Origin of the sequence: Arenibacter lacus (genome assembly GCF_008711145.1) — a bacterium.
In the GTDB taxonomy this organism is placed as follows: Bacteria; Bacteroidota; Bacteroidia; order Flavobacteriales; family Flavobacteriaceae; genus Arenibacter; species Arenibacter amylolyticus.
In genome coordinates this window covers 1-18582 of the sequence record NZ_VVIN01000021.1, presented here as the reverse complement: position 1 = coordinate 18582, position 18582 = coordinate 1, and the positions used below count along the sequence as shown (strand labels likewise).

The 18582-nt window shown below is 42.1% G+C and carries 16 protein-coding genes; 7 read left to right on the top strand and 9 right to left on the bottom strand.

Annotated features, from left to right (window positions below; translation table 11 throughout):
- Positions 1 to 42: 42 nt before the first annotated feature.
- From F1E73_RS08230 to F1E73_RS08215, 4 genes are all read right to left on the bottom strand, one after another.
- The gene (locus F1E73_RS08230; RefSeq protein WP_150451641.1) at positions 43 to 1041 is read right to left on the bottom strand and encodes a vWA domain-containing protein; all 999 of its coding nucleotides are present in this window, start codon (positions 1039 to 1041) and stop codon (positions 43 to 45) included.
- A complete protein-coding gene (locus tag F1E73_RS08225; protein ID WP_223883393.1) occupies positions 1042 to 2688 on the bottom strand; it encodes a BatD family protein in 1647 nt (548 codons plus the stop codon). It lies immediately after the preceding gene.
- A 17-nt stretch (positions 2689 to 2705) separates the two neighbouring features.
- Complete coding sequence (locus F1E73_RS08220; protein WP_150451639.1) at positions 2706 to 3572, bottom strand: DUF58 domain-containing protein; 867 nt, start codon at positions 3570 to 3572, stop codon at positions 2706 to 2708.
- Between the two features lie 92 nt (positions 3573 to 3664).
- Positions 3665 to 4666 carry an AAA family ATPase gene (locus F1E73_RS08215; protein WP_150451638.1) on the bottom strand — a complete coding sequence of 334 codons (1002 nt, stop codon included), beginning with the start codon at positions 4664 to 4666 and terminating at the stop codon, positions 3665 to 3667.
- A gap of 374 nt (positions 4667 to 5040) precedes the next feature.
- Between F1E73_RS08215 and F1E73_RS08210 the strand changes: the two genes are divergently transcribed.
- Together F1E73_RS08210 and F1E73_RS08205 are read left to right on the top strand one after the other, a co-directional pair.
- Positions 5041 to 5811, top strand: coding sequence for an SDR family NAD(P)-dependent oxidoreductase (locus F1E73_RS08210; RefSeq protein ID WP_150451637.1), 771 nt, complete (start codon positions 5041 to 5043; stop codon positions 5809 to 5811).
- Positions 5808 to 6944, top strand: a complete 1137-nt coding sequence (locus F1E73_RS08205; protein ID WP_086475727.1) for an ATP-binding protein — start codon at positions 5808 to 5810, stop codon at positions 6942 to 6944. Before F1E73_RS08210 ends, F1E73_RS08205 begins: the two co-directional genes overlap by 4 nt.
- 13 nt (positions 6945 to 6957) lie before the next feature.
- On the opposite strand, the gene F1E73_RS08200 is transcribed toward F1E73_RS08205, so the two are convergent.
- Together F1E73_RS08200 and F1E73_RS08195 are read right to left on the bottom strand one after the other, a co-directional pair.
- A complete protein-coding gene (locus tag F1E73_RS08200) occupies positions 6958 to 7908 on the bottom strand; it encodes a carbohydrate kinase family protein (RefSeq protein WP_086475728.1) in 951 nt (316 codons plus the stop codon).
- 115 nt (positions 7909 to 8023) lie between these two features.
- The gene (locus F1E73_RS08195; RefSeq protein WP_150451636.1) at positions 8024 to 10576 is read right to left on the bottom strand and encodes an adenosylcobalamin-dependent ribonucleoside-diphosphate reductase; all 2553 of its coding nucleotides are present in this window, start codon (positions 10574 to 10576) and stop codon (positions 8024 to 8026) included.
- Positions 10577 to 11111: 535 nt separating this feature from the next.
- Here F1E73_RS08195 and F1E73_RS08190 point away from each other — a divergent pair.
- Both F1E73_RS08190 and F1E73_RS08185 read left to right on the top strand, forming a co-directional pair.
- Positions 11112 to 11837: a metallophosphoesterase gene (locus F1E73_RS08190; RefSeq protein WP_150451635.1), complete on the top strand. Its 726-nt coding sequence runs from the start codon at positions 11112 to 11114 to the stop codon at positions 11835 to 11837.
- Between the two features lie 66 nt (positions 11838 to 11903).
- Positions 11904 to 12914, top strand: coding sequence for an acyl-ACP desaturase (locus F1E73_RS08185; RefSeq protein ID WP_086475731.1), 1011 nt, complete (start codon positions 11904 to 11906; stop codon positions 12912 to 12914).
- Between the two features lie 690 nt (positions 12915 to 13604).
- Here the strand turns inward: F1E73_RS08185 and amaB are convergent.
- Positions 13605 to 15158: an L-piperidine-6-carboxylate dehydrogenase gene (gene amaB, locus F1E73_RS08180; protein ID WP_086475732.1), complete on the bottom strand. Its 1554-nt coding sequence runs from the start codon at positions 15156 to 15158 to the stop codon at positions 13605 to 13607.
- A 98-nt stretch (positions 15159 to 15256) separates the two neighbouring features.
- On the bottom strand, positions 15257 to 15802 hold the full coding sequence (locus F1E73_RS08175) for a 3-hydroxyanthranilate 3,4-dioxygenase (RefSeq protein ID WP_086475733.1): 546 nt from the start codon (positions 15800 to 15802) through the stop codon (positions 15257 to 15259).
- Positions 15803 to 16119: 317 nt separating this feature from the next.
- Here F1E73_RS08175 and F1E73_RS08170 point away from each other — a divergent pair, with 317 nt between their 5' ends.
- Positions 16120 to 16668, top strand: a complete 549-nt coding sequence (locus F1E73_RS08170) for a DUF5004 domain-containing protein (RefSeq protein WP_176328435.1) — start codon at positions 16120 to 16122, stop codon at positions 16666 to 16668.
- Positions 16669 to 16757: 89 nt separating this feature from the next.
- On the opposite strand, the gene F1E73_RS08165 is transcribed toward F1E73_RS08170, so the two are convergent.
- Complete coding sequence (locus F1E73_RS08165; RefSeq protein WP_086475735.1) at positions 16758 to 17294, bottom strand: CvpA family protein; 537 nt, start codon at positions 17292 to 17294, stop codon at positions 16758 to 16760.
- Positions 17295 to 17402: 108 nt separating this feature from the next.
- On the opposite strand from F1E73_RS08165, the gene F1E73_RS08160 reads away from it, so the two are divergent.
- Positions 17403 to 17759 (top strand): hypothetical protein, encoded by a 357-nt coding sequence (locus F1E73_RS08160; protein WP_150451634.1) that lies wholly within the window; start codon positions 17403 to 17405, stop codon positions 17757 to 17759.
- A 344-nt stretch (positions 17760 to 18103) separates the two neighbouring features.
- The coding region (locus F1E73_RS08155) for an FAD-dependent oxidoreductase (RefSeq protein WP_150451633.1) at positions 18104 to 18582 on the top strand (479 nt) is incomplete at its 3' end.

Below are 18582 nucleotides of genomic sequence, written 5' to 3'. Positions count from 1 at the left end.
ATTTCTAAGGATTAAGGTAGAGGGGGTTGCTTAGGCCAATGGCTAAATAAAACTCCTGAACAAGGTAATCCTTGTCAGCCACTCCAATAAAAGCAACGCTCCTGCCAAATATACCCAAGGTCTAAATTTCTCCTCGTATTTATAGTAGGTAAACTCCTCTATATCCGTTTTTTCCAACTTGTTTATTTCATCGTAAATGGCCTCCAACTTCTTATTGTCCGTCGCCCTAAAGTATTTCCCCCCGGTAGTCTCGGCAATGGATTGTAAAAGGGCCTCGTCTATTTCCACGGCTTCCATGGCATATCTAAAAGTGCCATCGGCATTGTAGGCCACGGGGGATAGGGCATTGCCGTTGGTCCCTATGGCTATGGTATAGGTTTTTATTCCAAATTCTACTGCAAGGTCGGCCGCCGTTTGTGGTTCAATAAAACCAGTATTATTTACTCCGTCGGTAAGTAGTATAATTACCTTGCTTAAGGCCTTGCTGTCTTTAAGTCTGTTTACTGCGGTTGCTAGGCCTAGGCCAATAGCGGTACCGTCATCTACTTGCCCGTAGGTGATTTCCTTTAATGCCTTTTTTACAATGGCCTTGTCACTTGTGATAGGGGTCTTGGTATAGCTTTCCCCAGCATATACCACCAATCCAATTCGGTCATTGGGCCGTTTGTCAATAAATTCTGTCGCTACCTTTTTCAGGGCTACCAACCTGTTGGGTTTTAGATCTTGTGCCAACATACTGGACGATACGTCTATGGACATCACTATGTCTATTCCTTGGGTGGTCTTGGTCCTAGTAGAGATATCCTCGGTCTGTGGTCTGGCCATGGCCACGATAATCGCGGCTAGGGCCAATAAGCGCATTGCAAACAAGAGGGGCTTTAATTTTGGCAGCAGGCTCGATTTAGGGAAACCCTCTATGCTCGATATTTTAAGGGAGGCGGTTTGCTCCTTTCGTTTTAGAAAATACCATAGCACCGCCACTGGCAGCAAAAGTAAGAGCCAGAAAAACTGTGGGTTTGCAAAGTAGATATTCTCAAACATTTATAAGGTTGTTTTTACTTCAACTGAATTTAAAATCCTCTCTACAATTTGTTCGGCATAAGGGTCGTCTGCCTGCCAGCTAAGGATCAGGTTTTGTTGAAAACCCTTGCCGCCAAAAAATAGCACGGCATACTTTCCGTTTACCAATTGCTCCGAATCCGGAACCGCAAACTTTCCGCTTCCATAAAGTTTTACTCCTCTTACGCCCGTACGAGTGGTAAACTCCTCTTGTTTGGTAATAATGTTTCTAGCTCCCTGTGCTTCAAAATTCTGCAATATCTGTTCCGAAGATTTTTCATAATCAGGTTCTTCAGACTGAGCAAGAAGGATAGAAGTGGTGGCTACGGTAAACAAGGCCGAAGGGTTTCTATAGGCAAAGGCTTGCATTTCCTTGATGGTAGCCTGCGATTCTGCCGGTAACTTTACCGCCTGGCGCAATAGCACCTTAGGGGTTTCTACGCTCACTGGAGGGAAACCGTAATCGCTCTGTACCCAATCCCCTTCCAGTAATTCTTTGGTGGGATGGCCCAATACAGTATCTTTAACATAGTCGAATCCGTAATAGCCTACGGCGGCAACCCCAGTAAACACCAATAATAAAACGGCGGCCAGGGAGGTGTAAACCAGTTTTTTTCGTTGGCTCTTTTGCCTAATTTCTTCCTGGTATTCTTCCTGCTGCATTAGCTCTTCGGGAGTAGGCTCTGGAATGGCTTCCTTTGTTTTGATAACAATCAATTCTACCGATTTTCTATCGGCTTCGGCTACGGATGTGTCGGGTTTGGACTTGGCAAATTTTACCAGGTCCGAAGTTTGCAACACTTTTTTGAATTGTTGGATGGTTTCTTGCTCCAGTTTCAATTTCCCCGCATCCTTCATCATTTCCAGCTTGTCTATCAACTGGTCCGTGGTGCTTTCCATGGCGGCTACATGAACGTCTTCCTCCAAATAAGAGCGAACAATGTTCGTTAGTTCGGAGTAGTATGTTTTATAGTCGTCCTGAATCAGATATTTGGAGTTTTCCAATTGTTTTAAACCCAGGATAGCCCTATCAAAAGGAGGTAGTAATGCTACTTTCTCCTCTTCACTGAGGGGTTTTTTTCTAAAAACAAACCAGTAAAGAAGTCCGCCTAAAACAAGGAGAATGCCCAAAATCCAAAGAATTAAGCCCCACGGAATAGAGCGACTCTTTTCTACCGCGATCAGGGGTTTTATGTCGTACATCTTTTGTACCGTGGTGTCTACGGCCACGTTGGCTACATTTATTACGAGCGAATCCGTGAAAAAGTGCTTCCCATTAATTTCAATCATCTGTGCGGGTAGGGTGTAGGTGCCAGAATCAAATTGGGTAAGGGCATAAGTTTTTTGAAGGGTTAGTCGATCTGTTTTTCGTATAGTATCGGTCATTATTGCTTCCACGGTCTCTAAAGGCGAAAAGGTTTGGCCCTCTGGAAAAACCACATGGGATAAGGTGTCGGTTTCTACGGTTACCTTCCAATGTAGCTGTTCCCCAATTTTAATGGCCGTCGTATCTACCGAAGAGGTAATAGTGGGGGCTGATTGGGAAAAACCGGGTGTTGCTACCAAAAACAGGCATACGGCCAAGGCGCGCAATAAATGCGAAGCATATTTATCTCTAATTAATAACACAGAATCCTTCATTTGTATTAACCTCGTCGCTTAAAATAGCCTAACAATTTTTTCACATAACTTTCATCTACCCTACAGCTTAATACTCCGCAACCCGCTTTGGTAAAGGAGTCTTTAAAATATGTCACCTTATCGTGGTAGTATTTCCCATAGGCGCTCCTTACTTGTTTAGATTGGGTGTTTACCAATTGTAGGGTCCCTGTCTCTGCATCCTGCATTTGTACCACTCCCAAATTGGGAATTTGTTCTTCCCTTTCGTCAAAAATCCGAATACCGGTCAGGTCGTGCTTTTTGCCCGTAATCCGTAAGGTCTGGAGGTAATCATCCGCAATAAAATCGGAGAGTACAAAAACAATGGCCTTTTTCTTCATCACGTTCGTGAGGAATTTTAAAGCTTTGCCCACATCGGTTTTTGTACTTTTTGGAGAAAACTCCAGCAATTCCCGGATTATTCGCAGGGCATGACTTCTTCCCTTTTTAGGGGGAATGTACAGCTCCACTTCATCGGTAAATAAAATTAAACCTACCTTATCGTTGTTCTGAAGGGCGGAAAAGGCCAAGGTGGCCGAAATTTCCGTGATGACTTCTTTCTTAAATTGATTGTTGGTACCAAAGAGTTGGGAGCCACTCACATCTACCATAAGCATCATGGTTAGCTCTCGCTCTTCCTCAAAAACTTTTACATAGGGTTCGTTGTAGCGTGCAGTTACATTCCAATCTATAGACCGTACGTCGTCCCCAAATTGGTATTGGCGAACCTCGCTAAACGTCATCCCCCTGCCTTTAAAGGTAGAGTGGTACTCCCCACCAAAAATATGGTCGGAAAGACGCCTGGTCTTTATCTCAATCTTACGTACTTTTTTTAGTAATTCCTTGGTATCCATTTTACAGTTTGCAGTTTACATTGATAAGTATTCAGCCATAGCCAAGGCTGTTGTGCTGGGCTGTTGCTTATGGACTGATAACTGTAGACTGATTAAGGTACTTCGATCTCGTTAATGATCTTGTTTATGATTTCCTCCGAAGTGGTGTTTTCTGCCTCTGCCTCATAGGTAATGCCTACTCTGTGACGAAGAACATCTAAGGCAACCGCCCGTACATCTTCGGGGACCACATACCCTCTTCTTTTTATAAAAGCATAACATTTGGCTGCAGTAGCCAAATTGATACTACCCCTTGGAGAGGCACCAAAGCTTATTAAAGGCTTAAGGCTTTCCAAGTTATATTTCTCTGGGTATCTAGTGGCAAAAACGATGTCCAGGATATATTTTTCAATTTTCTCATCCATATAGACTTCCCTGACCGCCTTTTGCGCCCGCAATATCTGATCTACCGTTGCTACTCGCTGTACTTGATCAAAAGAGCCGTTGAGGTTTTGACGGATTATCAACTGTTCCTCGTTAAGCTTAGGGTAGTCTATCACCGTCTTTAGCATAAAACGGTCTACCTGGGCTTCCGGTAAGGGGTAGGTCCCTTCCTGCTCTATAGGGTTCTGGGTGGCCATTACCAAGAAAGGCTTGTCCAAAATAAAGGTCTCATCCCCAATAGTTACCTGCTTTTCCTGCATGGCTTCCAAGAGGGCCGATTGTACCTTTGCGGGGGCTCGGTTTATCTCATCCGCCAAAACGAAATTGGCGAAAATGGGACCTTTCTTTATGGAAAAGTCGTTTTCTTTCATGTTATAGATCATGGTCCCTACCACATCGGCCGGTAAGAGGTCTGGGGTAAATTGAATTCTACTAAAGCTGCCGTGCACCGCCTTGGCCAAGGTGTTAATCGTCAAGGTTTTTGCTAAGCCCGGAACCCCTTCCAAAAGGATGTGACCCTGACCCAAAAGACCTATGAGTAATCGTTCTACCATGTGCTTTTGCCCAACGATCACCTTGTTCATTTCTAAAATAAGTAGGTCGATAAAAGCACTCTCCTGTGCAATTTTCTCGTTTACAGCGCTGATATCCACCGAAGTATTTTGTTCCATATAGCCCTTTGTTTGTTTTTTGAGTTAGTTTGTAAGATCCAAAAGAGGATGCAAAATGAAAATTTATTTAGTTATCGGCTGTTAATGTATGGTTAAATATTGTTGAATGACCTATAATTTATGAAGTATTTAAGGGATTTATTCATATTTTCACAAACATATGTAAAATAAATCGACCAATCCAAAAAACGAATATTGCATTGAAATTTATAGCCTGCTTTATCCGCGGATAGTACCTTCAATAATCAGGGCGGATCTAAGCCTTCCAACAGTCGTTTTTTCTGGAAATATTTTACTCCCTTTCTAAGTTGTTGGGAGTAATTCCTAGACGCTGTTACGGAAATAGTTTTATGCAAAATTTAAAATACAAAACCATGCACTCATCAAATAAAAAACCAGTAGCATTTATAACAGGGGCCACCAGTGGTATAGGGCTGGAAACGGCCAAGCTGTTTGCTTTAAATAAAATAGATCTTATCCTCTGTGGAAGAAGACAGGATGCTTTGGATGCCTTAACAAAGGAGCTATCGCGCTATGCCAAGGTGCATACCCTAACTTTTGACGTCCGTGATAAAAAGGCTGTTTTTAAGGCGATTAACTCCCTTCCTGTTGATTTTTCAGATGTGGATATCCTTGTGAATAATGCGGGCAATGCACACGGTTTGGATGGGTTTGATACGGCTAGTCTAGATGATTGGGATGCCATGCTAGATATTAACGTAAAAGGGCTGCTGTATGTTTCCAAAGCAATAATTCCCAAAATGGTGAAAAAAAGGTCGGGACATATCATCAATATTGGTTCCATTGCCGCTAAGGAAGTGTATCCTAAGGGGAATGTTTATTGCGCCAGTAAGTACGCAGTAGATGCCATAAACCAGGGTATGAGGATAGATCTCAACGAGTATAATATTCGGGTAGGGGCCATTCATCCGGGGAAGGTAGAAACGGGATTCAGTAACGTCCGTTTTAAGGGCGATGTGGAAAAAGCCGCCAAGACCTATGAAGGCTATGAGCCCTTGCAGGCTAAGGATATTGCAGATATTATCCATTTTGTAGTTACCAGGCCCTATCATGTGAATATCGCCGATTTAATGGTGTTGCCAACCGCGCAGGCTTCTGCTACTATTGTGAATAAAGAACCATGATTAATAAGCGACTACTTGTAAAAAATCTGTTGGCCCATAACGATGAAAATAGTTTTTACGATAAAAAACAATCTATAAATATTGGGCAGAAGGAGGGAAAGGCAAAATTCTTAAAACATGTTTGTGCCTTGGCAAATAGCAATCCCAATAACAACTCTTTTATTGTCATTGGCGTAGGGGATGAGAAAAATGACATTATGGGGGTCGATTTTTTCGATGATAGCAAAATCCAGAATCTTGTAAATGCCTATTTGGAGAATCCGCCTCGGATCGCTTATGAGAATATTCCTTTCCCGCATCTTCCTTCGGGGAAGGTAGTAGGGCTGGTGACCATTAGGTCTAACGGAAAGGTCTGTTCGCTACGAAAGAATATATGGAAGTATTACGGGGGAACCGTTTTTTTTAGGGAGGGCAGTATTAGCTTGCCTAAGGCTTATGGGGTGGAGTTGGTGGATTTAAATTCCCAAGCCGTAGCCACTATTGAGCAACACGCCAAAAACAATATTGAGCTTACCCTAGACGGGGTGGTCAACTTCCTGATGGAGAGGCACAAAGACCTTAGTAGTTCCTATAAGGTTTTTAAAGAACAATTTGTGGTCTGCTGGGCAGGAAATGAGAAAAAAGTGAATGGAGAGATCTACTACTCGCGGGTAGATATAGAACTGATTACCGAACAAGTAAAACTCTTCTATTCGGAATTTGATGAGATTACCATTGCCTATGACGAGGATTCCTTTACTACTATAGAATATGTGCAATTGGGACTGAGCGATCAACAAAAGTATTACCCCCTAGAAAAAGTAGTGCTCACCTTTTTTGAAAATGGCACCTATACCATTCTAAGTGATTTAATTTTTGAGCCTCCCCGTTACGATAAAAAAACACTATATCATATCTACAATGCCAATTTGGCCCTTTTAAAAAAGATAGAGGCAAATAGGAAGTTAACCCCTAATGAAAAACGGGATCTCTCCTTATTGTCCGATACCATGTTGATCTGTTATGTAAATGGGTTTGAAGAGGCAAAAGAGGTCATGGAAGAGGCCAAGCCTATGATTAAGAAGTACGACCTTCCTACGTATCAATCCATAAAAGAATCGCTCCGCATCATTAGAAAGGTGAATTATAGTTAATAAAGTATAGGGGTTAAAGCCGGTCTAGTTGATTTTGGGTTGGTAGGGATTCTATGGCTCCGTAGTTGGTAGTGGTAATGGCCCCAGCCTTATTTGCGATTAAAACCATTTCTTCTAAGGTGCTAAATGGCAATGCTCTGTGGTTTGAGGTGTTTTCTAGCTTGGAGATTTGATACAATAGGCATCCTATAAAAGCATCGCCTGCTCCTGTAGTGTCTACAGGGTTTACGGAAATACTCGGAATTGTCTTTTGGGTAGTGGCCGTGCTAAGGTAGGTGCCTTCCTTGCCTAGGGTGATGGTAATGGTTTCTGCTCCTAAGCGATGCAAAAAGGCACAGGCTTCTTGTAGGTCTTGTTTTCCGGAAATTAACTGGGCTTCTTCCAGGCTGAATTTTGCCAGGTGGGCTTTCTCAATAAAGGGGAGGCATTTCTCCACAAAAGTAGCTTCCTTGCCTTTCCATAAATCGGTTCTAAAGTTGGGGTCAAAGCTTATAAACGCATCTACCAGTACCGCATCTTGTAAATAGCGGGTATAGGTGTCTTCCAATTCACCGCCCAAAAACGCAGTGGCGGCCCCAAAGTGGATAATTTGGTTTTTAAAGTGGTTTATTAAGCTGGGATCATGCCGCAACTTCTGGTCGGCACCTCTGCTAAAAACAAAATCGCGTTCCCCATCTTCTGCTAAGGAAACAAAAGCCAAGGTGGTAAAGGTGGTAGCTAGTTGTGTTAGGGAGGTGTTTACCTTGCCTTGCTCCAAGGTGTGTAAAAGAAAGGTGCCAAAGGGGTCCTTTCCAACGCATCCCACAAAATAACCGCTCCCATTTAATTTGGCTATGGCGGCCGCAACATTGGCGGGTGCGCCCCCAGCCTTTTTGGAGAAGTCGGTAGCCTTGCTAAGATCGTTACCTTGTTGAGTAGCAACAAAATCGATCAATAATTCCCCGATGCAGTATACGTTTTTCATCCACTTGGTTTTAGAGGGTTGGGTGTTTTACAATGGATGTTAAGGTAATAAAAATATTGCCATCAACTACCCCTACTGCTTAAGTAGGGGATGGTTGATGGCAATTAGTTGTGGGTTATCCACATTTAGAAGATCCGCAATTCTTACAGGTAAGGCATCCTTCCTGATAAATTAGATTGTTGGATTTACAGCTATCACATTTTTGGCCCTTAACCTCAGTGCCATCCGCTACATAGCGTTTTAAGGCTCTGGCCACCCCATTTTTCCAGGTGTTTATAGACTCGCTGTCTAGTTGTAGGCTATTGATAAGGTCTACTACCTTTTCAATGGGCATTCCGTGGCGAAGGGTGCTCGAAATTAGTTTGGCATAGTTCCAGTACTCTGGATCAAACTTATGGCTAAGCCCTTCAATAGTGGTTTTGTAGCCTCTTTTGTTTTTGTATTGAAAGTCGTATCTGGAAGATCCATCTTCATTTCTATTCTTTAAGATCAGTCCGCTATTAACCCAACGTGGGATCAGGATACCATCTTCGTCGTCAGACATTCCAGTAAAGATCTCATAAGGTTTTCCATCGATCAGGCCAATAAAGGCGATCCATTTTTCCTTGTTATTTTGAAGTCTTACTACGTCTGCTTCCAATACTTGAGGACGTTTAATTGGGAAGGGAGTAAGTGCTTCTTCGCTCTCTTCTTTTTTGGCATCATTGCTAATTAGTACCCCAGATCTAGATCCGTCTCGATATACAGTAACACCTTTGCATCCTGCCTTCCATGCTTCTAGGTATAATTTACCTACCAATTCCTCGGTAGCGTCATTAGGGAGGTTAATAGTAACGCTAATGGAGTGGTCTACCCATTTTTGTACGGCCCCCTGTAAGCGTACCTTGCTTAGCCAATCTACATCGTTGGAGGTGGCTTGGTAGTAAGGAGATTTTTTAACGATGGTATTTAGCTCTTCTTGGCTGTAGTTTTTATCGGTATCTATGCCATTAACGGACATCCACTGCTTAAAGCGGTGGTGAAATACCGTGTACTCTTCCCAAGAATCTCCTACCTCGTCCACAAAGTCTACACGAACGTCCTTGTCGTTAGGGTTTACCTTACGTCTACGTTTGTAAACAGGTAGAAAGACAGGTTCTATCCCAGAAGTGGTCTGGGTCATAAGGCTGGTAGTTCCGGTAGGTGCGATGGTTAAAAGGGCAATGTTCCTGCGTCCATACTCTAGCATCTCATAATACAGCTTTTCATCTGCCTCCTTGATGCGTACAATAAACGGATTGTTCTTTTCGCGCTCTGCATCAAATATGCCAAAGGCTCCTCTTTCCTTGGCGGTGTAAACGGAGGCTCTGTACGCTTCTAAAGCGATGGTTTTATGAACTTCAACAGAGAATTCGTTGGCTTCTTCACTACCGTAGCGCATACCTAGCGCCGCTAACATATCGCCTTCCGCGGTGATACCGATACCTGTTCTTCTTCCTTCCTTGGCCTTTTCCTTGATTTTTTCCCATAGCCTAAGCTCTACCGCTTTAATCTCGTCTAGTTCGGGATCCGATTGTATCTTTGCTAAGATCACATCGATTTTCTCCAATTCTAGATCAATAATATCATCCATAATGCGCTGGGCGGCAGCGATATGTTGTTTAAACAGTTCAAAATTAAAGCTTGCTTCCTCGGTAAAAGGCTGATCTACATAAGAGAATAGATTAATCGCCAAAAGTCGGCAAGAGTCATAGGGGCATAATGGAATTTCTCCACATGGATTGGTAGAAACGGTTTCATACCCAAGATCTGCATAGCAATCTGGAACAGATTCCTTGGTAATTGTGTCCCAGAACAGGATGCCCGGCTCTGCTGACTGCCAAGCATTGTGGACAATCTTGCCCCACAGCTTTTTGGCGTCTATGGATTTGGTTACTTTAGGGTCTGCACTGTGGATAGGGAATTTTTGGATGTAAGGCTGGTCTGTTTCCACAGATTTCATAAAAGCATCGTCCATTCTAACAGAAACATTGGCTCCCGTTACCTTGCCTTGCTCCATTTTGGCGTCTATAAAGTCTTCCGCATCCGGATGGTTAATGGAGACTGAAAGCATCAAGGCTCCTCTTCTCCCATCTTGGGCCACTTCTCTAGTGGTGTTAGAGTAACGCTCCATAAATGGTACCAGTCCAGTGGAGGTAAGGGCAGAGTTTTTTACCGCAGATCCTTTGGGACGTATATGGGAAAGGTCGTGGCCTACCCCACCACGTCTCTTCATAAGCTGTACTTGCTCTTGGTCTATTTTTAAAATACCTCCATAAGAATCGGACACACCTTCATTGCCAATCACAAAGCAATTAGAAAGTGAGGCAATTTGATAGGGGTTTCCAATACCTGCCATAGGGCTTCCTTGGGGTACTATATATTTGAAATCCTTGATGAGGTCAAATACCTGTTCCTCACTTAACGGATTGGGGTATTTTTTTTCAACCCTTGCTATTTCCCGTGCAATGCGACGGTGCATATCATTTGGGGTCTGTTCGTAAATGTTACCGTCAGAATCTTTTAGGGCGTATTTATTTACCCAAACCCTAGCGGCTAAATCGTCTCCTTTGAAGTATTCAAGGGAGGCGTTGAACGCTTCTTCCTGGGTATAGGTCTTTTTGGTGTCTGGAGCTAATTTTGTCGACATGGAATGATATTAAAATGTTAATGGAGTTGTTCCTTAGAAAGTGTAAAAGTATTAAATTTTTTGGCATAAACAACTATGTGTCATTTCATAAAGTTTACAAGAAAAAACACGTAAAAAGCTGATATTGAGTAAGTTGATATTTTATTAACATTCAGAAGTTAACAAATAAAATTAATTGTAATTGTTTTGTCTTTCGATTAATTACTTGTATATTAAAGGGGTTTTCTACCGTGTTTTTGGGGTTAAATGCTAGTGATTTAATGGATTACGACTCATTTAATACCCTCTTTTTTACATCGTATTTAAGCTTTTATACCCGCTTTCCTATTTTGCTATGGGATGGTAATTCCCATTTAAATTTTACCTGAAAATAAGTTCGTGCCGTTTTAAAGGTGTCAGAAATAAGAACTACCTAGGTGTTTTAAAAGGGTGCTATGGGGTAAATAGAGCGTCTCTTTTCTTAGAGCGGCCGTATTGCCTTTTTTTTAGCGGCTTTTCTCCTTGTTATAATGGTGCTAATTGCGATTTTTGCAATATGAGAACATTGGTAATAGGAGATGTACATGCCGGATTAAAGGCTTTAAAACAGTTGCTAGAGAGGGCAAGGGTCACTTTGGACGATCATCTAATCTTTTTAGGGGACTATGTGGATGGATGGAGTGAGGCAGTGGACACCATAGATTTTTTACAGGACTTAGAAACCAGGCAAAGGTGTACCTTTATAAGGGGTAATCACGATGCGCTTTGTAATCATTGGTTAAAAACCGGCGAACACAATGAGCTTTGGGTGCAGCACGGAGGAAGTGCTACCCTAGCTTCTTATAAGGGAGTATCCGAAAAGGTGAAACAAGCTCATATTCAATTCTATGATAATTTGCGAAATTATTATATTGATGATGGAAATCGCTTGTTTATTCATGCAGGTTTTACTAATTTAAAAGGGGTGGAGCAAGAATATGACTCCAAAAACTTTTATTGGGATAGAACGCTTTGGGAAATGGCCTTGTCCATGGATCCTTCGCTTGCTCCTAATGATAAATTGTATCCCAAGAGATTGACCCATTATAAGGAAATATTTATAGGTCATACCCCGGTTACCAGAATTGGAATGACCACTCCTAAAAAAGCGGCCAATATTTGGAATGTGGATACAGGTGCGGCCTTTAAGGGACCGCTTACAGTGATGGATATCGCTTCCAAGGAATTTTGGCAGAGCGATCCGGTGCATTTATGGTATCCAAATGAAAACGGTAGAAACTAAAATTTACTGTAAAATGGGGTGCCTTTTTAAAGAGATTATTAGGATATTTACATAAAAATAGGAACGATGTCTACTATTGATAAGAAAAAAAATATAAGGTTGGAAGTAATGAAGGCCATTGAGAGTAAGGTCGAAGGTTTTATTGACTCCTATCTTATCCCGATCGAAGAAATTTGGCAGCCTACAGACTTTCTTCCCGATTCACAGAGCGAGGGCTTCATGGATCATGTGGCTCAGATTAGGGAGGAAGCAAAAGAGCTTGGATATGACCTATGGGTTACGCTGGTTGCAGATACCATTACCGAGGAAGCGCTACCCACTTACGAATCCTGGTTAATGGACGTGGAGGGTATAGATCAGCATGGGGAGAATAAAAACGGCTGGTCTAAATGGGTACGCCATTGGACGGCCGAAGAGAATAGGCACGGTGATGTGTTGAATAAATATCTTTATCTGTCCGGAAGGGTGAATATGAGGGAAATGGAAATTACTACCCAGCATTTGCTTGCAGATGGGTTTGATATAGGTACCGATAGGGATCCCTATAAAAACTTTGTGTATACCTCCTTCCAAGAATTGGCTACCAACATCTCCCATAAGCGGGTGGGGCAAATGTGTAGAAAAGGTGGTAATACCCTGCTAGGGAAGATGTGTAATATCATTGCTGGTGATGAAATGCGCCACCACTTGGCTTATAGGGAGTTTGTAAAGGTCATTTTTGAGCAGGATCCCAGCCAGATGATGATGGCTTTTGCCGATATGATGAAAAAGAAAATTGTTATGCCGGCCCACTTCTTAAGGGAGTCTGGAGGAACCATTGGTGAGGCGTTTGAAAACTTCTCTAACTGTGCACAGCGGTTGGGGGTGTATACCGCCCATGATTATATAGATATCTTGAGGAAATTGAATGCCTATTGGGATCTTGGTAATATTAGGGCGTTGGATGATGATGCTGAAAGGGCCAGGGATTACTTAATGAAACTCCCAGAACGTTTGGAGCGCATTGCCAGTAGAATGAAATTTCCTGAAGACCAATATACCTTTAAGTGGGTAGAGGCCAACGGAAGAATGCGATAGGTCTTTAATCCTTGTCTTCCTCCTGAGGGTGGACTCGTGAAAATAGCAAGGCGATTCGGGTTTCGGTTTTACACAAACTGAAACTCGAATCGCTTTTTTTTTGAGGAAAAAGACAAATGCTTCCGCTTTCATTTCTAATTTATTTAGGTGGGCAATAAAAAACCATCCTCTATTATCTAACTATAAAATGGAGTAGGATTATAGGGGTGTTCTCTTGCTTTAGATGGAAATTATAGACGCTCCATGGATTGAATCCCAAGAGATTAGTAAACTTTTATCGGGAAATTTACCAACTACACACGTTTTAAGACCATCTATATAAATTTTGGTGCAGACTTCAATAAAAAACACAATATTGGGGCATCATTTGAAACCTGTAAGACCTGTTTTTCCCGAACTCAGTTCGATGTAAAATGGGGTTTTGTAGATTTAAGTTAGTTTGAGTTAGTTTGGTTAAACCCGCAGCTATTGCGAATTTGCCTATTCGGGGGGAGGGGAAATTTATAGTGGCTTCGGGTTTTAGCATTTTATATACCGAGCAGTGATGAATTTGCGAGGATGGTGTAGGGGACTAGTGGGTCTATAGGGATTCGTCTCATTGGGTTATCCCTAAAACGAGTAACATAAATTAAAAAAGCCGTTCTTTTCATAAGAGAAGAACGGCTTTTGAACTTTGATAGGGTTTTGGGCTTATAAGTCAAATTTAATTCCCTGCGCCAAGGGAAGTTCGGTGGTGTAATTAATGGTATTGGTTTGTCTTCTCATATAGATTTTCCAGGCGTCGGAACCAGACTCACGTCCGCCTCCAGTTTCCTTTTCGCCACCAAATGCCCCTCCAATTTCGGCACCTGATGTACCGATATTCACATTGGCAATACCACAGTCGCTCCCATAAGTAGATAAAAAGCGCTCTGCCTCTCTAAGGTTATTGGTCATTATGGCCGAGGATAATCCTTGTACCACTCCGTTTTGAATGGCAATGGCATTCTCTACATCCCCAGAATATTTTAGGAGATAAAGAACTGGGCCAAAGGTTTCGTGCTGAACAATATCGTAACTGTTATCCGCCTCGGCAATGGCAGGTTTAACATAGCATCCGCTCTCATAACCTTCACCTTCCAAAACTCCGCCTTCCACAACTATTTTTCCACCTTCTTCCACTACCTTTTTCAGGGCTTCTTGGTAGTTTTTCACAGCGTCCGCATCAATCAAAGGACCTACATGATTGTTTTCGTCTAAGGGGTTCCCTATCCTTAGCTGATGGTATGCGGCCACTATGGCGTCTTTTACCTGATTGTAAATGGACTCGTGGATGATGAGTCTTCTGGTGGAAGTACAGCGTTGTCCTGCGGTACCTACCGCGCCAAAGACAGCCCCAATCACGGTCATTTTAATATCGGCATCAGGGGTTACTATAATAGCATTGTTTCCGCCTAGCTCTAAAAGGGATTTCCCTAACCTTGCCGCTACTGCCTGGGCAACAATTTTCCCCATCCGTATAGAGCCTGTGGCTGCCACCAATGGGATGCGGCCATCGTGGGATAAAAATTCCCCTACCTTGTAATCTCCATTGATTAAGCAGGAAATACCCTCTGGCAAATTATTTTCCTTAAAAACCGCTGCAGCAATATTTTGGCAAGCAATTCCGCAAAGCGGTGTTTTTTCACTTGGTTTCCAAATACAAACATCCCCGCATACCCATGCTAATGCCGTATTCCATGCCCAAACGGCGACCGGAAAATTAAAGGCCGAAATAATTCCTACCGGACCCAGTGGGTGGTATTGTTCGTACATTCTATGTCCTGGTCGCTCAGAATGCATAGTGAATCCGTGTAGCTGTCTAGATAAACCTACCGCAAAATCACAGATGTCTATCATTTCTTGTACTTCTCCCAATCCCTCCTGGTAACTTTTTCCCATCTCGTAGGAAACCAATTTCCCAAGGGGCTCCTTTAATTCCCGAAGCTTATTCCCAAACTGCCTAACGATCTCGCCTCGCTCTGGAGCTGGTTTTGTTCGCCATTCCTTAAAAGCGGTGGTAGCCGTTTCCATCACCTGTTCGTAATCTGCTTTGGTGGTGGTTTTAACTTTTGCTATTAAAGCACCATCTACGGGAGAGTGGGATTCTATAGTTGGTCCCGATGAAAAATTGTTAGAACCCGTAGAAGTTCCTTCATTAATATCTTTGATCCCCAAGGCAATGAGGGCATCTTTTATTCCAAATTCTTGCGCTATTTTTGACATTTATAACTTTTTAAGCGTTAATTGTGATATTTATCAAATCTACAAATTTATAAGAGCATTTTTGCAATGCGAAACAATTTTGTTGGGTCAGAGTTCGCTTAATGCTCCCCGTCCGTTACAAATCGCGGGTCTACCGGCATTACCGTTCCGCAGTTATTACAGGTGCGTAGCTCCTTGGAGCCGTAAAAAATATTGAAATGAGCTAGAAAATCCTTTTCTATATCATTTAAGGTGAAATACACTTCGTATAGTTTGTGGTTGCAATTATCGCAAAACCAAAGTAGTCCATCCTCTACGTTCATATCTGCCCGTTTGCGTTCTATTACCAGCCCTATGGAACCCTCATGTCTAACCGGGCTATGGGGAACCTTGGCGGGGTGAAGGTACATGTCGCCGGGACCCAAATGCATGGTTTTCTTTTCTCCGTCTTCCTGAACATACACCTCTATATGCCCTTCTAGTTGATAAAAGAGTTCCTCGGTTTCATTGTAATGATAATCTTTTCTAGCGTTGGGGCCGGCCACTATCATCACAATATAATCTCCAGATTCCGTATATAGGTTTTTGTTCCCCACTGGGGGTTTTAGGACGTCACGATTTTCGGAGATCCATTTACCTAAATTAAAAGGTTTCGATATAGCCATGTGCTTTAATATTTGTTGCGAATCATTGTGTGCGGGTGTGGGGAATGGTTAATCCTTCAATGAAAGCTATCCTATTACCCATTTCAGTCTCAAAAATAAGAAAAGTAAGGCCATTCTAGGGATGCAATCGGGAATTTTAGGCCTTGGCAGTAATAAATGGGCTCTGTTAATCCTTCCTAGCAAGGGTGTGGGTTCTTATGGATTGGCATTAGAAGGGACGGACTTAATGAAATTAGGTGAAAAAAAGTTTTTGCGGTTTTGCACGCAACCATTTATGAAGTTTTGCATTTTAAAGGTTGATGACAAAATATTTATCTATGAAATTAAGAAATGCATTAATGGGTTTGGGGACCGTAGTCCTTGCAATGGGTTTTAATAGTTGTGATATATCCAATGATTCGGATTTTCAATGTCCTGAAGACTTTACCGGGGCCCTCTTGGAAAACGAAAATGGCTTGGTTGGGAAATGGGAATTAACCGGTATTATGGCAGACAAGGAGGTAGACCTTACCAGTGATGGGGAGGATAATCCCACCAAGGATATTTATGCTCAATATTCGGAATGTGAGAAAGACACCGATTTTGTTTTTTCCTCGAATAGAGGGTATACCAACTCCCAAGGACAGAATGCCGATAATTGTACCAATAAAGTAACGTTCTCTGGAACCTGGCGATTAACCAATCAGGCATTGAGTCTTGTAAGGGACTGTTCCATGGAAAACTTACCGCTAGAATTCAATGAGGAGAAATCTACTTTTTCCTATAAAGGGGATTATACGGTAACGGATGTCCATGGGATGAAGATTAGAACGGAAGTTACCTTTACCTATTCCAAAGCGCCAAACGATCTTGAGTCGGCAAAATAATATGTTGGGCTCTTTGTACTAGAACGGCCAGACTTACTAGTCTGGCTTTTTTGTGAAATTACTTTTGTGAAGGGGCAGGTATTAATAGCCTAAAATCCCATAAAGTTTTCCTCTTCGTCCTCCTGGTTGTCATTAAATAAAGGGGCTTCCTTTAGTACTTTGCTAAAAACAAAGGCCCCTATTTCCTTCACGGGGGTGTATAACTTGGATTCCGCTATATACTCGGGTTTAACAACACCTAGTTGATTGTTGCCTTTGTCAAAAAATACCAGCAATGCCCCAAGTATTACCGCAACTTTTAAGGTGCCAAACACCGCTCCGGCCAGTTTGTTTAAAAGCCCTAACATGGCAAAGTCGGCAATTTTCGTCAGTATTTTTCCAATGAGAACAATTAAGATTACAATGAGGATAAAGGTAATCGTAAAGGCAATTGTATTCATATATTTCTCATCCCAGTCCATATTTTCGGACAGATATTCCCCTACGATATAAGAAAAATGGATGGCCCCGTAAAGACCGGCGATAACGGCAATCAGGGAGGCTAACTCTACTAAAAGGCCATTTTTAATGCCTTTGTATAGACCATATAGTAATAATAGGCCTAAAATGATGTCCAAAATCTCCATTCTTAATTACGCTTTTGACAAATATAGAACTTTGATTTGTACCTTTGGTAATTCTTTGTGTTCCTAATTGGGAATGTAAGCAAAGAGCAATTTTCAGTTAAAATTATCATGTCTAGAGATATACAGTTAAAAGAAAGATGGCGGGTTTTGGTAGAAAAACTTTCTGCCCAATTTGCAGATAATGACCCGTTAGATTTGGATGCAATCATCTATTTAGTAGGACTTCAGGAATTAGGTCAGATCCATAGGAAATTTAAAAAGGATGAAAAGCTAAACCTCATGCATATCGCCATTTGTAGGGTGTTGGAGCCTTATGGGTATTATGAATTCGATTATTTTGATGAAGATGGCTGGCCGCATTATATAATTAAAGAAGAATTGCCTGCCTTAAAAGCTGGGGAGCAATCTATTTTGATGAAAGAGGCCTTGGTGAGTTACTTCGTAGAAAAGGAATATATATCCTAAGCCCCATAAGGGTATTTTTTAACACCTTTCTTCCTAGCTTTTTCCACTTGTCCATTTGTTGTTTTCAAGGATAGCGAGGGCAATCTGCAAGCTTATGGGTGCTTTTATGACCTCCTATGAAAAGAAGTTACCTATAGGTTTGTTATTTATCTATGGCCATTCCATTCATAGGACAGAGTTTTTGGACAACTATACGGACGCTCCCTACCGTAAGTAATCACATTGTCCTTTGGAGCTTGCACTTTTTCTTTTTTGTTTTGATATGGGAAGCCAATCTTTTATCTTTAAAGGAGAGTGGTTCTTACAGAAATGTTTTTGGGCCAGCTATTTAACCCGAAAGAACTATGAAAAACAATCTTCCCTTCACTAACTTGGACAGAGCCGACACGGTTGGTAAATTAACAGAAACAACTTTTGATCTCGTCATTATTGGGGGAGGTATAACCGGAGCAGGTATTGCCCTGGATGCCGCCGCTAGAGGAATGAAAGTGGCCCTGGTAGATAAGGGAGATTTTGCCTCCGGAACCAGTAGTAAATCCACTAAATTAATACATGGAGGGCTGCGTTATCTAAAGCAGTTCGATTTTTGGTTGGTGAAGGAAGTGGGGTCAGAAAGGGCCATTGTACATAAACTAGCGCCGCATTTGGTGGTGCCAGAGAAAATGTTGCTGCCCTTAATAGAAAACGGTTCCTATGGTAAGTGGCTCACCTCTATCGGACTAAAAGTATACGATATTCTAGCACAGGTGACCGGGGACGATAAGCGACAAATGCTGGAAAAGAAGCAAGCCCTAAAACTGGAACCGCTCTTGCCTAAAAAGAT

Coding starts and splice junctions, on each gene's coding strand:
- F1E73_RS08230 (WP_150451641.1), bottom strand. CDS start 1,041: ATGTTTGAGAATATCTACTTTGCAAACCCACAGTTTTTCTGGCTCTTA.
- F1E73_RS08220 (WP_150451639.1), bottom strand. CDS start 3,572: ATGGATACCAAGGAATTACTAAAAAAAGTACGTAAGATTGAGATAAAG.
- F1E73_RS08215 (WP_150451638.1), bottom strand. CDS start 4,666: ATGGAACAAAATACTTCGGTGGATATCAGCGCTGTAAACGAGAAAATT.
- F1E73_RS08210 (WP_150451637.1), top strand. CDS start 5,041: ATGCACTCATCAAATAAAAAACCAGTAGCATTTATAACAGGGGCCACC.
- F1E73_RS08205 (WP_086475727.1), top strand. CDS start 5,808: ATGATTAATAAGCGACTACTTGTAAAAAATCTGTTGGCCCATAACGAT.
- F1E73_RS08200 (WP_086475728.1), bottom strand. CDS start 7,908: ATGAAAAACGTATACTGCATCGGGGAATTATTGATCGATTTTGTTGCT.
- F1E73_RS08195 (WP_150451636.1), bottom strand. CDS start 10,576: ATGTCGACAAAATTAGCTCCAGACACCAAAAAGACCTATACCCAGGAA.
- F1E73_RS08190 (WP_150451635.1), top strand. CDS start 11,112: ATGAGAACATTGGTAATAGGAGATGTACATGCCGGATTAAAGGCTTTA.
- F1E73_RS08185 (WP_086475731.1), top strand. CDS start 11,904: ATGTCTACTATTGATAAGAAAAAAAATATAAGGTTGGAAGTAATGAAG.
- amaB (WP_086475732.1), bottom strand. CDS start 15,158: ATGTCAAAAATAGCGCAAGAATTTGGAATAAAAGATGCCCTCATTGCC.
- F1E73_RS08175 (WP_086475733.1), bottom strand. CDS start 15,802: ATGGCTATATCGAAACCTTTTAATTTAGGTAAATGGATCTCCGAAAAT.
- F1E73_RS08170 (WP_176328435.1), top strand. CDS start 16,120: ATGAAATTAAGAAATGCATTAATGGGTTTGGGGACCGTAGTCCTTGCA.
- F1E73_RS08165 (WP_086475735.1), bottom strand. CDS start 17,294: ATGGAGATTTTGGACATCATTTTAGGCCTATTATTACTATATGGTCTA.
- F1E73_RS08160 (WP_150451634.1), top strand. CDS start 17,403: ATGTCTAGAGATATACAGTTAAAAGAAAGATGGCGGGTTTTGGTAGAA.